The organism is Exiguobacterium sp. s46 (assembly GCF_018618875.1).
In the GTDB taxonomy this organism is placed as follows: Bacteria; Bacillota; Bacilli; order Exiguobacteriales; family Exiguobacteriaceae; genus Exiguobacterium_A; species Exiguobacterium_A abrahamii.
The window spans coordinates 99,137-113,336 of record NZ_JACSMY010000001.1 but is presented as its reverse complement, the minus strand read 5'-3'; the positions used below and the strand labels follow the sequence as shown (position 1 = coordinate 113,336).

Annotated in this window: 16 protein-coding genes; 1 reads left to right on the top strand and 15 read right to left on the bottom strand. The window is 47.8% G+C overall.

Annotated elements, in window-relative coordinates:
• Nucleotides 1-197: 197 nt before the first annotated feature.
• From KNQ08_RS00605 to KNQ08_RS00545, 13 genes are all read right to left on the bottom strand, one after another.
• Nucleotides 198-926, bottom strand: coding sequence for a class I SAM-dependent DNA methyltransferase (locus tag KNQ08_RS00605; RefSeq protein WP_214804377.1), 729 nt, complete (start codon nt 924-926; stop codon nt 198-200).
• The gene (gene rsfS, locus KNQ08_RS00600; RefSeq protein WP_023467427.1) at nt 926-1,273 is read right to left on the bottom strand and encodes a ribosome silencing factor; all 348 of its coding nucleotides are present in this window, start codon (nt 1,271-1,273) and stop codon (nt 926-928) included. The genes KNQ08_RS00605 and rsfS overlap by 1 nt, the downstream gene beginning before the upstream one ends.
• Nucleotides 1,270-1,845, bottom strand: a complete 576-nt coding sequence (yqeK, locus tag KNQ08_RS00595) for a bis(5'-nucleosyl)-tetraphosphatase (symmetrical) YqeK (protein ID WP_023467426.1) — start codon at nt 1,843-1,845, stop codon at nt 1,270-1,272. Before yqeK ends, rsfS begins: the two co-directional genes overlap by 4 nt.
• Nucleotides 1,835-2,404, bottom strand: coding sequence for a nicotinate-nucleotide adenylyltransferase (gene nadD / locus KNQ08_RS00590; RefSeq protein ID WP_058704797.1), 570 nt, complete (start codon nt 2,402-2,404; stop codon nt 1,835-1,837). Before nadD ends, yqeK begins: the two co-directional genes overlap by 11 nt.
• The gene (gene yhbY / locus KNQ08_RS00585) at nt 2,401-2,694 is read right to left on the bottom strand and encodes a ribosome assembly RNA-binding protein YhbY (protein ID WP_023467424.1); all 294 of its coding nucleotides are present in this window, start codon (nt 2,692-2,694) and stop codon (nt 2,401-2,403) included. The genes nadD and yhbY overlap by 4 nt, the downstream gene beginning before the upstream one ends.
• Before the next feature lie 2 nt (nt 2,695-2,696).
• Complete coding sequence (aroE, locus tag KNQ08_RS00580; protein WP_058265063.1) at nt 2,697-3,485, bottom strand: shikimate dehydrogenase; 789 nt, start codon at nt 3,483-3,485, stop codon at nt 2,697-2,699.
• Nucleotides 3,485-4,594, bottom strand: a complete 1,110-nt coding sequence (gene yqeH / locus KNQ08_RS00575; protein WP_023467421.1) for a ribosome biogenesis GTPase YqeH — start codon at nt 4,592-4,594, stop codon at nt 3,485-3,487. The genes aroE and yqeH overlap by 1 nt, the downstream gene beginning before the upstream one ends.
• A 143-nt stretch (nt 4,595-4,737) precedes the next feature.
• Nucleotides 4,738-5,322: a YqeG family HAD IIIA-type phosphatase gene (locus KNQ08_RS00570; protein ID WP_023467420.1), complete on the bottom strand. Its 585-nt coding sequence runs from the start codon at nt 5,320-5,322 to the stop codon at nt 4,738-4,740.
• A 136-nt stretch (nt 5,323-5,458) separates the two neighbouring features.
• Complete coding sequence (locus tag KNQ08_RS00565; RefSeq protein ID WP_195865607.1) at nt 5,459-6,808, bottom strand: ArsB/NhaD family transporter; 1,350 nt, start codon at nt 6,806-6,808, stop codon at nt 5,459-5,461.
• Nucleotides 6,809-6,858: 50 nt separating this feature from the next.
• Nucleotides 6,859-7,638, bottom strand: a complete 780-nt coding sequence (locus KNQ08_RS00560) for a phosphatidylserine decarboxylase (RefSeq protein ID WP_214724403.1) — start codon at nt 7,636-7,638, stop codon at nt 6,859-6,861.
• Entirely contained in the window at nt 7,631-8,119 is a 489-nt protein-coding gene (locus tag KNQ08_RS00555; protein WP_050677692.1) for a thioredoxin family protein, read from the bottom strand. Before KNQ08_RS00555 ends, KNQ08_RS00560 begins: the two co-directional genes overlap by 8 nt.
• Before the next feature lie 13 nt (nt 8,120-8,132).
• Nucleotides 8,133-9,266 (bottom strand): beta-aspartyl-peptidase, encoded by a 1,134-nt coding sequence (gene iadA, locus KNQ08_RS00550; RefSeq protein WP_214804375.1) that lies wholly within the window; start codon nt 9,264-9,266, stop codon nt 8,133-8,135.
• Nucleotides 9,267-9,329: 63 nt separating this feature from the next.
• Nucleotides 9,330-9,524 (bottom strand): YjzD family protein, encoded by a 195-nt coding sequence (locus KNQ08_RS00545; RefSeq protein ID WP_023467415.1) that lies wholly within the window; start codon nt 9,522-9,524, stop codon nt 9,330-9,332.
• A 198-nt stretch (nt 9,525-9,722) separates the two neighbouring features.
• Between KNQ08_RS00545 and KNQ08_RS00540 the strand changes: the two genes are divergently transcribed.
• Nucleotides 9,723-10,532, top strand: coding sequence for a Cof-type HAD-IIB family hydrolase (locus KNQ08_RS00540; RefSeq protein WP_214804373.1), 810 nt, complete (start codon nt 9,723-9,725; stop codon nt 10,530-10,532).
• A 260-nt stretch (nt 10,533-10,792) separates the two neighbouring features.
• Here the strand turns inward: KNQ08_RS00540 and KNQ08_RS00535 are convergent, their stop codons facing one another.
• Both KNQ08_RS00535 and KNQ08_RS00530 read right to left on the bottom strand, forming a co-directional pair.
• The gene (locus KNQ08_RS00535) at nt 10,793-11,644 is read right to left on the bottom strand and encodes a YitT family protein (protein WP_023467413.1); all 852 of its coding nucleotides are present in this window, start codon (nt 11,642-11,644) and stop codon (nt 10,793-10,795) included.
• A 187-nt stretch (nt 11,645-11,831) separates the two neighbouring features.
• Nucleotides 11,832-14,132, bottom strand: coding sequence for a glycoside hydrolase family 65 protein (locus KNQ08_RS00530; protein WP_214804371.1), 2,301 nt, complete (start codon nt 14,130-14,132; stop codon nt 11,832-11,834).
• Nucleotides 14,133-14,200 lie beyond the last annotated feature (68 nt).

The window sequence follows — 14,200 nt, the reverse complement described above, 5'->3', positions numbered from 1 at the left end:
AGGTCGCTACGGACTTCAGGAAACGAAGGAATACGCACTAACCACTCTTTTACAACATGATACGGTGTGTTATGTCGGATAAAGATCATATCATCCATACCGTAACTTTGAATTAGCATCTGTTTGACGAACAAAAAATCCGTCTCCTTCAAGCAACACGAACGTGTATCGCTTAAAGAAGACGGATGAGATCACTTTTACATTTTTTCAGCAACGAAGAAAATCCGCTCGGCTGTCTCAGAAGGAGCATCCGGTCCAAAATCGCCTGTGACCGCAAGAACCCGGAATCCGGCGTCGCGTAACCACGTCACGTACTGTGCTGGAGGATATGTCCGCTGATGATGCGTTTCATCGACACGCTCGTAGCGACCGTCCTCTTCCTCGATGAAGAAAGTCAGTTCATGGACGACAGAAAGCGGTGCTTCACCAGGATCCGCGAACCAGATATACGAACTTTGCTCCGCATGTGTCGCATATGTCTTTCCATTGAACAACGTTTCCATCTTGTATGGAGAGTGTGTATCAAATAAGAGACGTCCACCCTCTTTGAGGATTGCTGCTACATGTGTAAACGTCTGTTTGACATCCTCTTCCGTCCGGAGATAGTTCAAGGAGTCGCATAGGATCGTCACGGCATCGACAGGTGTCGGCAATTCGATTTCGCGCATGTCTTGCGCCCAGAATTGAATGCGTAATCCCTCTTCCATCGCTTTTTCCTGCGCGACTTCGAGCATCTCTTCCGATAAATCGATTCCGAGCATCTCATAGTGTGCCGCTAATGCAAGCGTCGCCGTACCCGTTCCACATCCGATATCAGCAATCGTACTGCCAGTCGGAACGTATGCTTTGACCCAGTCGACCCATTGACCGTACGGGACGTCTTGCATCAATTCATCATAGATGTAGGCGAACTGTTCGTATGCCATTAGTTGACCTCGACTTCAACCTTTGGAGCATCTGCCCAGAGTTTTTCGAGATTATAGTAATCACGATCGTCACGGTGGAAGACGTGAACGACGACGTTTTCAAGATCCGCTAACACCCAACGTGCCGCATCGAATCCTTCGAGACGTTTGATCGGCAGGTTATGTTCGTGCGCGACTTCTTTGAGTTCACGTGCGATTGCCTGTACTTGTTTTTCTGAATTCCCTTCACAGATGACGAAGTAGTCGGCAACTGGTGAGATGCTCGACATATTCAGGACGACGATATCTTCAGCGCGTTTATCATCGATGGCATTTACGATTAATTGTAATTCTTGTTCGACTGTCATAGGACGGTCCCCTTTCGTTTGGCCGCGACGAAGGCATTATAAGTCTCAATCGTACGCGGAAAGATGATGGCTTGTTTTTTACATAAAAAATGAATCGTCTGACTGAGTGTTGCAATGACAGCGTCCGTCAAATCCTGCTCCGCTACTTCACGAAGCGCTTCGACACCTGGATAACTGCGATTTGGTTCAATCGCATCCGCGACGAAGATGATTTGATCGAGCAACGGCATACCGGGTGCCCCCGTCGTGTGATTTGCGATGGCCTGATAAATCACATCTGAATCAAGACCAAGTTCTCGACGGACAAGCTCCGCACCTACTGGCGCATGAAGCAGTTCGTCATCATAATCGAGTAAAACACGTTGATTCAATTCAACGGCAATCGAACGCATCTCATTCGTATCGCGGTATTTCGCATAATCATGAAGCATAGCAGCAAGTGTTGCTTCTTCTTCGTCAACACCATATTTAAGAGCCAAGTGTCGCGCTGTCTCGACGACACCTAATGTGTGCACATAGCGTCGCTCAGGCAACGTACGCTCAATGATTTGACGTGCTTCTTCAAGGCGCATATAGATTCCACTCCTCAATCCGTTGTCGAACGGCTTCCGGTACAAGGTAGCGAATGCTCCGTCCGCGCGCGACCCGTTGCCGGATATCTGTCGAAGAAATTTCTAGCAATGGCATATCGACCGCTTTCACACGGGCACCACGCGGAATCAGATACCGACTGCCCGGTCGAGCGACGGCACCAAAGACGACTTCCTCGTATAACCGTTCGGCTTGATACCACGTATCGAGACTCACGAGTGAATCTGCTCCAACGAGAAACAGAAACTCATGCTCCGGGTACCGATGCTTGAGTGCACGAATCGTATCATACGTATAGGAAGGCTCTTCGCGCTCAAACTCGATTGCTGAGACGGAAAAAGCAGGATTCAATGCAATTGCTTCTTCTACAAGGCGTAAACGCTTGGTTGCGTCTGTGACTGTACGTTGTTTATGCGGTGGCACATTCGCTGGTACGAACCAGACCGCATCGAGTTCGAGTTGTTCCTGCGCTTGTTCGGCAATCAGGAGATGACCGATATGCGGAGGATCGAACGTTCCGCCCATCAGTCCGATTTTCATCGTGGCAATTCGAGCGTCTTGTTCTCTTTTGATTCTTTATAGAGAACGATGACTTTTCCGATGACTTGAACGAGTTCAGCATTCGTTCCTGCGACGAGTTCTTGTGCGACATCCTTCGGTGCGTCCGCACAATTTTGCAATACTTGTACTTTCAAGAGTTCCCGTTTTTCGAGCGCATCCATCAAATCAGCGCACATCGCTTCTCCGACTCCATTTTTACCGACTTGGAAAATCGGGTTTAAGTCGTGAGCTGTCGCGCGTAAAAAACGTTTTTGTTTACCTGTTAACATGATTAAAATTCCTCCAATTGCTTTCGTATCACCTGCTCGCCAAGTGCAAGGTCAGGTGCTTGTCCGGTGAAGCGTTCAAATGCTTCAGCCGCTTGTAAGACGAACATCGGGACGCCGTCAAGTGTGTCGAGACCTTTTTCGGTCGCTTCACGCAATAGACGGGTCGGCGTCGGTCGATAAATAATATCACAAATCAAGGCGTGCGTCTCCGTCAATTCGATCGGACGTGCCTCGATATGTGGCGCCATCCCGACAGAAGTCGTATTGATGATGACGTCGTAACTCGTTAAATCAAATGTTTCTTGCCATGGTAGAACGGTTGCTCCGAATTCATCGGCAACTGCCTTAGAGCGTTCTTCTGTACGATTCGTGATCGTCACATCTCCGGGCAACGCAGCAATGATGCCTCGCGCCGCACCGCCCGCACCAAGAACGAGCGTCTTTTGAAATGACGGACGACGTTCTGTCAACGCGCGGACGAATCCGATTCCATCTGTATTCGCACCAATCAACTGCCCATCCTGCCGATATACCGTATTCACGGCGCCTGCTTTTTGAGCTGCCGGCTCTAGCCGATCCAGATACGGAATGATTGCTGTTTTATGCGGAATCGTCACATTGATTCCGTCTAGCTGATGTGTGCGTAATTTCGTAATGATTTGCGGCAATTGCTGCTCCGTTACATCGATGAGGTCATAACAGCCGAAAAGCCCAGCCGCTTCCAGCCAAGCTGTATGCAGCTCAGGTGAAAGTGAATGGGCAATCGGATGACCGATGACGGCAAAGCGCATCAGACGAGCGCCTCACGTAAGGATACAGCGACACCTTTCGGGGCGTAAGCAGCGACACGTCCACCTTTTCCGTGAACCGCAACCCACCCGAGTCCACTGAAGACGATATCCGTCTTCATGTTGTCGCGGAGGCTGAATTCATGACGGACAAGCGGCGGTAGCATCTCACGCGTCTTTTCGTTTGGCGGAGACAACAGCTCACCGTTGTGGTTCGCGTATAAATCGTCTGCCTTTTCAAGCTTCGTCCGGTGAACTTTCAATTCGTTCGACATGTAGATGACGAATGAACGCTTGTTCCCTTCCATATAGTCCAATCGTGCAAGACCTCCGAAGAAGAGTGTCTGTTGCGGGTGGATTTGGAAGACTTGTGGCTTGATCTCTTTTTTCGGTGTGATCAGCTTCAAGTCCTTTGCATCAACATAGTGAGCCATCTGATGATGATTGATGATCCCCGGTGTATCATACAGGTTACAGTTATCGTCGAGTGGAATGTCGATCAAGTCTAGTGTCGTTCCTGGGAAGTGACTGACCGTGATGACGGCTTCATCTTCTTCACCGAAGCGTTTGATGACTTGGTTGATCAGCGTCGATTTCCCGACGTTCGTACAACCAACGACATAGACGTCGCGGCCTTTTCGATAATAATCGATTTTTTCAGCGAGTTCATCGACTCCGTGCCCTTTTTTCGCACTGATCAGATGAACGTCGACTGGACGTAATCCAAGTTCTTTCGATGCTTGACGCATCCAGTTCATGAGACGGTTCGGGTTGAGTGACTTCGGTAATAAATCGGCTTTGTTCCCGACGAGTAAGACGTCGTTTTTACCGACGAACCGATGTAATCCCGGTAACCAGCTTCCATTAAAATCGAAGATATCAACGATTTTAACGACAAGTGCATCTTTTTGACCGATTCCGTCTAAGATTTTAACGAAATCATCGTCCGATAACGATACATCTTGAATTTGATTGTAGTGCTTTAATTTAAAGCAACGTTGGCAAATGACCATTTCACGATCAAGTGCAGATTTAGGTGCGTATCCTGGTGCTTTTGTGTCTTCCGTTTGAATGGCGACACCACAGCCAGCGCAGTGGATTTCTTCGATCATATTATGTTGAGCCGCATGCGGGAACGATATCCCTTCTCTTTTCACCGTAGCGCCCTGCTCGCTACTCCAAGAGCGTAACTTCCGACCTCTCGCCGTACATGTTGCGACTGCTGCCTTCCCTTTCATCTACCGATCTGACAGGGTTATTGTTGCTTATCCTGACGAAGTGTTTCGATCGGATGCTCCAGTGCAGAAGGATCTTCCTTGACGCGTTGTGTCAATTTATAGATTCCTTTGCGTTTCATCCGGCGGAAAATGACACGTTCCATCAGGCGATTGAATTTCGTGACGACACCGTCCGTCTTAACGACAGGTTGAACGTGGATGACTTCGATTCCAACGGAGTTTGCACCGAGTACATCCGTGAAGAGTTGGTCTCCTAAGAAGACAACTTCCTTCGCGTGATAACCGAATTCCGTCAATGCCCGTTTAAACCCGATAGGAAGCGGTTTTCGAGCTGGCGCAATATAATGCAATCCGAGTGGATCCGCGAACTTCTTGACGCGGTCTCCGTTATTGTTCGATACGATGATGACGTCGAAACCATATTGATTATTCACCATATCCAGCCAAGCAACCAATTCGTCTGGAGCATCTGCGATATTCCATGCGACGAGCGTATTATCAAGATCGGTCAAAATCGCTTTGACACCGTTTCGTTTGAGCATTTCAAGGTCGATATCGTAGATCGAAGCCACGAAATGTTTCGGATAAAGTCGTTTGAACAAGAATAAAACCTCCAGATAATGGTCTAGCTCTATAGTTAAGTTTAAGAAACAGTTATGCTCTTATCGTTCGATTATAGCACAATCAGGTAGTAAGAGCGACGCACAAAAGAAAACGGAAGGCGGACCTTCCGTTTTCTTAATAATACCGAATCCACAAATAGAGTTGGGATAGAATCAACGTTACGATCGTGATCGGTGCTCCGTAAATCAAAAAGCGCATATAGGTGAATTTTTCACCTTGTCGTGTTGCGAGACCCGCGACGATGACGTTCGCCGATGCACCGATCAATGTCCCGTTACCACCGAGACATGCACCGAGTGCGAGGGACCACCATAACACGTCCACTTTCGCATCTGCTGGTGATAATCCAATTCCAGCAGCCACATCGTTGATGAGTGGAATCATCGTCGCAACGAATGGGATGTTATCGATCGTCGCACTGGCGATACCAGACAACCAAAGCACAGCAGTTGCTGTCGTCTGAATATCACCGCCTGTCAGATCAATCGTCTTTTCGGCGAGGTAACGGATGATGCCCGCTTCCTGAATCCCACCGACGAGCACGAACAATCCGGCGAAGAAAAAGATTGTCGTCCACTCGATACGGGCAAAGATTCCCTCTAACTGATGATCGTTTTCAATCGTCAGCAGCATCAGAACGGTCGCTCCAAGGATCGCGATCGCTGGTGCTTCGAGATGAAGTCCGATTCGATCAAGCACCGGATGTAACACGAACAGCGCAATCGTACTGACGAGAACGATACTACTTCGCGTGACCAATTTTCGACTGACGATATAACTCTTCTCATCGATTTCCATCAGTTTTTGTCGATCTTCCGCTTCGACATGCAACTGCTTCCGGAAGATGAAATACAGGATGCCGATCGTTACGACCGTGATGACGAGGATAATTGGTGCAAGATTCACTAAAAAGGCATTGAACGTCAAGTGTGGATTCGCAGCACCAATCATGATATTCGGTGGATCCCCAATCAAGGTCGCCGTCCCACCGATATTCGCAAATAGGACTTCTGCGAGCAAGAACGGAAACGGCGCGATTTTAAGTATCTTCGTAATCGAAAATGTGATCGGAACGATCAATAGAACCGTCGTGACGTTATCAAGGAATGCAGATCCAAGTGCCGTCAATGCGGACAGTAAAATCAATACCTTGATTGGATCACCTTTCGTCGTCTTCGCCGCACGAATCGCAATGTATTCGAACAAGCCAGATTGATTGGCAATCGTGACGAGAATCATCATGCCGATCAATAAGACGATCGTTCCCCATTCAATATATTCAAACAATGCGGTCTCGAGATCCACGATACCGATGATGACCATCGCGAGCGCTCCAAGCAAGGCGACGATCGCCCGACTTACTTTTTCACTGATGATGAAGCCATAGGTCACTAAAAAAATGATGAGTGCGATATACGTTTGGACCTGTGTACTTCCGATTTCTGCTAATGCCAGTGCCGGCATGATTCATTCCTCCTAAACGTAAGGAGACGCCCAAAACGGGCGCCTCGCTTTCATGAATGCCATTGTCCGAGGCGCTGCCCCATTAAAACTGGTCCAATCGCCTGACTGTCTAACGTCAATGCGTCTTTCGGACAAATCAGGACGACCGTCGAACCGAATGAGAAGTATCCAAACTCATCCCCGCGACGAAGGTCCTTCGACTCGTTCGTCCGAACGATCGAGTTAACGTTCAGTGCGCCGACCATGACATGTTCAAGCGCATGTTTCCCTTGGACGATGCGCGTCACACGACGGTAGTTCCGCGTCAATGGACGAAGCGCATGTGTGAGACCGATCTCATTCACTGGTGCTGAATCGCGACCGAGCGTATAGCTCGTCCGGACTGTTCCATCCATCGGCACATGAACACGATGGTAGTTTTGCGGACTTAAGTAAAAGATCATCACACGTCCACCAACGTATTGCTGTGCCTCGTGATGGGAACCGAGTAACTCAGATACCGTATACGATTGTCCTTTGACAGTAAAGCGGCTATCAGCCGTCAAGTCGTCAACGACGGATAGCACACCGTCACACGGACTGACGAATGCGCCTTCTGATTGATCAATCGGTCGCATTTCCGGTTTGACATGACGAATGAAAACGTCATGTAAACTCGAATACGCTTCTAAATTCCGAGTCGCTTCTGTCATATTTAGATCGTATGCCTGAACGAACGGACGGATGAATGGACGACTGATACGGCTCATCGCAAAACGTTTCAGTTGTTTGGCAACAAGCGGGTGTCCATTTAATTCGAACACGCGAGAGTAAAACCATTTTTTAATCATTGAGATCACCGGATGATTCTTCTTTTGAGTCCTTTACGTCTTTTCCAGCGAAGAACTCTTTATAGCTGTCTTCCGTTTGCTCTCCTGCTACACGTCCGACTTCCTTACCATCCTTAAAATGAACAACCGTCGGTGTACCCTCGATGCCAAACGTGTCCCAAGCCGACTGTTCGACAGCAAGATCAATCTGTTCGAATGGGATGTCCTGTTTTTCACCAAGCGGGACGAGATATGGTTTTACTTTTTCACAGTGAGAACAACCTGTTTGATAGAAATACGTATAGAATTCATCACCGGATTTTACTTTATCTGCGACTTGTGTAGCCGTTAGGTTGCCGTTCTTCGATGCAGAATCTTCTCGATCCGTGAAGACGAGAAGTAATCCTCCCACCAATACGATCAAGGCGATGACTCCGGCTGTAATCCAATTCGCCTTGGATTGCGGTTTTTTCGTGTTTTTACGTTTCGACTTCTTTGACACGTCTATCCCTCCGTCATTCTGGTATTAGCCATTTTTTCTGAACCATTATAGCATGACCATTCGCAAGAATCGTATCGATTTGCAAAGCGTCATCAATCAGTAACAGATCCGCTCGTTCTCCAACCGCTATTCGCCCGCCCGGTATACCATATGCATCCGCGACATGTCGCGTGATCATCGCGATTGCCTGATCAAAAGTAACACCATGCTCCACTGCATCGCGTACGGCTTGCATCAAGGAAGAGGGTTTTCCTGTATCAATTCGCACTAATCGACCTGCCTCATCAAATGCCGGAAGACTTGCGCCAGCGTCGCTCGACATCGTGATCTGCTCGAGTGGAATTCCCGCTGCTAAAGCACGGGCGACAGCCTGTCCTGCTGGAATCTCGCCTTCCGCAATGAAGCTTTCCGTCGTACACGTCGTTAAATCGATCCGTCCTCCTCGTTTCGCCCAGGCGAGTCCTGCCTCAAAAATCCGTTCACTCCGATTGATATGTGTCGGAAGGAATTGTTGAATCGGTAGATCGGTCGTGTCGATCACTTCATGTAATAGATCGAGCCCTTGTTTCCCGTCTCCGATATGGACGTTCATCGTTCCCGACACGCCTTTGACCATGCCGGCAATTCGGGCTTCTGACGCTAATCGCGCGAGTTCATGAGCTGTCGGTTGTGTCGATCGGTGATCGTTGATGGCAATCTCTCCGATGCCAATCACTTCATTGATGAGGACGATATCATGTCCTGTCGATTGCGTCAGGAAGACCGGCGGAACCATATAACTTCCGCTTAATAGAAAGGGACGGATACCAGATGCAGCATATCCCCGTATGTGTGCCAGTAGGTCAATTCCTGTTCGTGTCCAACCATCCGTTCCGAGTAATCCAACGACCGTCGTGACACCGCCTTCGAATATGTCACGAACAGTCAACGGAGCCGTTCGCGTGGCAAATCCACCTTCTCCACCTCCACCAATCGGATGTAAGTGTCCGTCGATGAATCCGGGGACTAGCCGTTTGTTGCGACCATCAATCCGTTGCGTGATCAGTGCTTCATCTATGGTGTAGGAACCGATTCCGATGATCTGATTCCCTGCGATGTAGACATTTTGCGGCATCTCTTGCCACAGAACCTGTTCGATGACGATCATCGTTCATTCCTCCTTAAGACAAAAAGCGAGCCTATCGCCCAAGTGACGACATCTCGCTTTTCCTTATTCTGCCTTAGTCCCTTGACCAAGACCTAAATCTTCATTGACGGCATCGAGTGCGAAGACGACAAGTGAAGTGACGACAGACATAGCTGTCGCGAATCCGAAGCTATACGTTACTGCATCAACTGCCGATACGATGAACACAGCCGTGTTCACGAGTAAGAATGACCAAAAGAATGTAACGAGAAAACGCATGATTTCCCCTCCGTTTCCATAACGTACTATAGAGTTATCCTACGATTTGTAGTATACCATTTTTTAATCCAAGCAACAGCTTTTCTCTAATTTTTTCAAGCGCTTTCTTTTCCTTGAAAAACTTAATCGTTTCATACGAAGGACAATCGCTTCATATGCTACAGTAGAATTAACGAAAAGAAAGCGGAGGATTTCATCATGACCCGTCACTTAATCGCTGTCGATCTCGACGGCACCCTTTTAAAAGATGATAAGACAATCAGCGCTGCGAACATCGCTGCACTCCAGCGTGCACGTGCGAACGGTCACGAAGTCGTCATTGCAACCGGACGACCATTTCGTCACGCCAGAAAATATTACGAACAGCTCGGTTTGACGACACCGATTGTTAATTTTAACGGTGGTCTCGTCCATCATCCACAAGACATCCACTTTGAAGTTCAGCATCATCCGATTCCATTAAAAACTGTTCAACATATTTTAGAATCTGTCGCTGAGACGAAAACACAAAATATCGTCTGCGAAGTCACGGATCATGTCTATTTTCAATATGACCCGGTCGGCATTTACGAATTCTATACCGACCATGCCTTATCCGTCACGACCGGAGATTTACGAAAGGTGCTTATGCATGAACCAACATCTCTTTTGATTCATGCCAAAGGAGAACACGTCGATGAGATCCGCTCCGAACTATCTGGTATCCATGCCGAGACGGTACTCAATCGTCAATGGGTGAAGCCTGAATTCATGGTCGAAGTGATGCGAAAAGGTACAAGCAAAGCGGTCGGTCTTGCCCATATCGCCGACCACCTTGGAATTGACTCTAAACAAATCATTGCTTTCGGTGATGAGGAAAACGATTTAGAGATGATCGAGTATGCTGGACATGGTGTCGCGATGGGTAATGCCATCCCCGCGCTGAAGCATCTGGCAAACGGCACGACGAAGCGAAATGAGGATGACGGGATCGCGTATTACTTGAGACACGTCCTCGGGCTCGCATGAAAACAGATAAAGAGGCTGACTCAAAAAAAGAATGACGCGTCTTTTCACGCCCTTTCCTCAGGCGAGACACAAGCCAGTTTTCTTGCTTCGTTGAAGCAGGAAAGCGGGTCTTGTTCGTCTCTGACAGCGCATAAATGCGCTTGTTCCTGTAGGAGTGGCGTGTGACGCGTCATTCTTTTTGTTACGAGATAAGGATGGCAGATCATCATTCTGCCACCCTTATCTTTGTAGAGGCTGACTTTTGTGTCAGCCTCTTTTCATTATCCTTTTCGGAAGTATCCGACAACCGAGTCTGTCGCGACGACGTTGATGAAGACCGTCTCGTCCGCTTCCCGGCAAATCCGTTCAATGTCCCGTAATTCATGACGCTCGATGACCATCATCAACGTCGCTTTTTCAGCTCGAGAATACGTACCAATCGAAGGAATTTGCGTGATGCCTCGAATGATGTGCTGATGCAAAGCCGTCGTGATGTCATCCGCATGATTCGTGACGATGAAAATCGTTAGACGCTGATTGCTCGTATGAATCTCATCGACGACTTTAGACGTCACGTAGATGAAGACGATCGTGTATAAAGCAGTCGACCAACCGAACAACGCTCCTGCTAATAATGCGATCAAGAAATTCAAGACGAACAGATACAAGCCGACACTGCGATCGGAGAAACGAGCAAAGATGAGGGCGACGATATCAAACCCACCCGTCGAAGCACCGAACTTAATCGTGATACCGGTACCGATCGCAAGCAAAACACCTCCAAACACTGCATTCAGTGTTTGATCACCTGGTATGACAGCATATTGAGGAATAAGACCAATGAAAATCGTCGTTGCCAAGACCGAAACCAACGTAATGATTGTAAAACTCCGACCTAACATGATCCATGCGAGCACGATCAAAGGGATGTTCAACGCCAAGAACCAGACGTTCTCACCAAACGCAAATGCTGTATTTTGAAGGACTTGCGTCAGGATTTGGGCAAGTCCTGTAAATCCAGTCGAATAGACACCACTCGGAATCAAAAACCAGTTCATGGCAACGGCAATGACGAATCCCCCAATCGAAGCCACGATCACTTTTAACATACTTTCCTTTACTACTGCTGTCACACGCCGTTCTCCTCTCATTCATAACTATCTTGAAACACTTTAGCACATTCAAATGTCGTCGGATAGTCAAGATTTCCAAAGATTGATGTTCTTTTTCATGATGGCGTTTTCATTTGTGACAAAGGTGTCCTGCTTCTTGTTACACACAAAAAAAGAACCGACTCAAAAATCGGTTCTTTTTTCTCTCTTATACTGTCATCGAAGCAGGAACTGTAATCTGTCCTCCTGCCGGAACTTCAACAGTTGTTCCATGAACGTTTAAGCTGAATGCTTCGCCTTCTGTTTGGGCGATTTCGACGGCATTTGGCTGTACATGGACATGGATATGATGACCGCGCCATTGCATCCGGAACGTATAGCTCGTCCAGCCTTTTGGCAACATCGGCTTGAAGGATAACGTATCGTTCGCCACCCGTAATCCAGCGAATCCGTGGACGATCGACATCCATGATCCAACCATCGACGTGATGTGTAAACCGTCTTCCGTATCATTGTTGTAGTTATCGAGGTCAAGTCGTGCTGAGCGTTGGTACAGTTCGACCGCTTTTTCCTCATAACCGACTTCCGCCGCAATGATTGAGTAGATACATGGTGATAATGACGATTCATGAACCGTGCGTGGTTCATAGAAATCGAAGTTCGCTTTTTTCTCTTCTACACTGAAGCGATCCGTCAAGAAGTAAAGACCTTGTAAGACATCTGCTTGTTTAATGAAGACAGAGCGAAGGATCCGGTCCCATGACCAATTCTGGTTTAGCGGAAGATGTTTTGGATCGAGGTCAGCGACCAAGATTTGTTCCTTATCCATGAAGCCATCCTGTTGCATGAAGATTCCAGGGGCTGCCTCATCTTTTGGATAATACATCTTCGCGTCGATATCTGCCCACTTCTCCAGCTCCTCATCCGTCAACGCTAATTGATGCATAAGTTCTTGCAGACGTTCTGGCTCTTCTTGTGCCAAATGACGGTGGACGGTCTGCGTATATTCGAGACACCATGCCGCAATCAGGTTCGTATACCAGTTGTTGTTGACGTTGTTCTCGTATTCGTTCGGTCCCGTCACGCCAAGAATCATGTAGACGTCCTTATGCGCGACGTAATTGACACGGCTTGCCCAGTAGCGAGAAATCTCGACTAACACTTCAAACCCGTATTGTCCGAGGTACGATGTGTCTCCCGTGTAGTTCGTGTAATTATAAATCGCATGCGCAATTGCGCCGTTCCGGTGAATTTCTTCATGTGTGATTTCCCACTCGTTGTGGCACTCTTCTCCGTTCATCGTCACCATCGGATAAAGTGCACCCTTCATCCCAACATTCTTATCCGCATTTTCTTTTGCTTGCGGTAATTGATTGTGGCGATACTTGAGTAAATTCCAAGCCACTTCCGGTTTCGACGTCGCAAGGTAGAAGTTCAAGCAGTACGCTTCTGTATCCCAATACGTCGCACCACCATACTTCTCGCCCGTGAATCCTTTTGGTCCGATGTTGAGGCGTGAATCTTCACCTGTGTAGGTCTGGAACATATGGAAGATGTTGAAACGAATCCCTTGCTGTGCCTCGACATCTCCTTCAATCTTCACGTCCGCTTCTTCCCAGTGGTGCAACCAAGCTGATTCATGTGTCGCAAGCAATGATTCAAAGCCTGATTCGAATGCGACATGAACACGTTTCATCGCTTGCTCCAGTAACGCATCGATTTCATGATCGCGATTCGTTACGAGCGCGACGAATTTTTCGACTGTGACACCTTCTCCGACTGCGGCTTGTTTCGTGAAACGATTCGCGACGTACTGCGTATTGCCATCGACGACTTCGCACCGTGCGCCTTCGACATCCGTGATCATCGCTGCCGTTACATGCCAATCGAGCTTTTTCGTTTTTGATGTGACATAACCGAACCGTTCTTCAATTCCGTGTTCGACAGGAAGCCAGAACTTCTCGTCATAATTCGAGTCTTCATTCTCAACATCCGCATCGAGATACGATTCAATGACGATTTCTGCTTCAAAATTGACAGGTGTCACCGTATATTGCAAGGCAGCGATTTCTTTATCGACGATCGAGAAGAAACGCTTGGATTCGACTTTCGTTTCCTCTACCCCATTCTTCAATAGCATCGTCCGTGTCAACACACCGTGTTGCATATCAAGTTCGCGTTTGAAGTCGATGACTTCCCACGTATTCAAATCAACAGCTTTTCCGTTGACAGATACTTTCAAGCCCATGATGTTGACAGCATTGAGTACTTTCGCGAAATACTCCGGATAACCGTTTTTCCACCAGCCGACACGTGTCTTATCCGGATAGTAAACACCTGCGACATACATGCCTTGATGCGTGTCCCCTGTGTATTCTTCTTCAAACGTCCCGCGCATTCCCATATGACCGTTTCCGATCGATGTCATCGATTCTGCCAATCGATTATCTTCTGGATGAAAACCAAGCTCTGTAATTTTCCACTCATTGACCTCAAAAAGTCGTTTCATCGTCAAGTCGCTCCTTTTTATGCTACGCATGTCGGTCACCCTGATCATGTAAGCGTTTCATCTATACT

Coding starts and splice junctions, on each gene's coding strand:
- KNQ08_RS00605 (WP_214804377.1), bottom strand. CDS start 926: ATGGCATACGAACAGTTCGCCTACATCTATGATGAATTGATGCAAGAC.
- rsfS (WP_023467427.1), bottom strand. CDS start 1,273: ATGACAGTCGAACAAGAATTACAATTAATCGTAAATGCCATCGATGAT.
- yqeK (WP_023467426.1), bottom strand. CDS start 1,845: ATGCGCCTTGAAGAAGCACGTCAAATCATTGAGCGTACGTTGCCTGAG.
- nadD (WP_058704797.1), bottom strand. CDS start 2,404: ATGAAAATCGGACTGATGGGCGGAACGTTCGATCCTCCGCATATCGGT.
- yhbY (WP_023467424.1), bottom strand. CDS start 2,694: ATGTTAACAGGTAAACAAAAACGTTTTTTACGCGCGACAGCTCACGAC.
- aroE (WP_058265063.1), bottom strand. CDS start 3,485: ATGCGCTTTGCCGTCATCGGTCATCCGATTGCCCATTCACTTTCACCT.
- yqeH (WP_023467421.1), bottom strand. CDS start 4,594: ATGATCGAAGAAATCCACTGCGCTGGCTGTGGTGTCGCCATTCAAACG.
- KNQ08_RS00565 (WP_195865607.1), bottom strand. CDS start 6,808: ATGCCGGCACTGGCATTAGCAGAAATCGGAAGTACACAGGTCCAAACG.
- KNQ08_RS00560 (WP_214724403.1), bottom strand. CDS start 7,638: ATGATTAAAAAATGGTTTTACTCTCGCGTGTTCGAATTAAATGGACAC.
- iadA (WP_214804375.1), bottom strand. CDS start 9,266: ATGATCGTCATCGAACAGGTTCTGTGGCAAGAGATGCCGCAAAATGTC.
- KNQ08_RS00545 (WP_023467415.1), bottom strand. CDS start 9,524: ATGCGTTTTCTCGTTACATTCTTTTGGTCATTCTTACTCGTGAACACG.
- KNQ08_RS00540 (WP_214804373.1), top strand. CDS start 9,723: ATGACCCGTCACTTAATCGCTGTCGATCTCGACGGCACCCTTTTAAAA.
- KNQ08_RS00530 (WP_214804371.1), bottom strand. CDS start 14,132: ATGAAACGACTTTTTGAGGTCAATGAGTGGAAAATTACAGAGCTTGGT.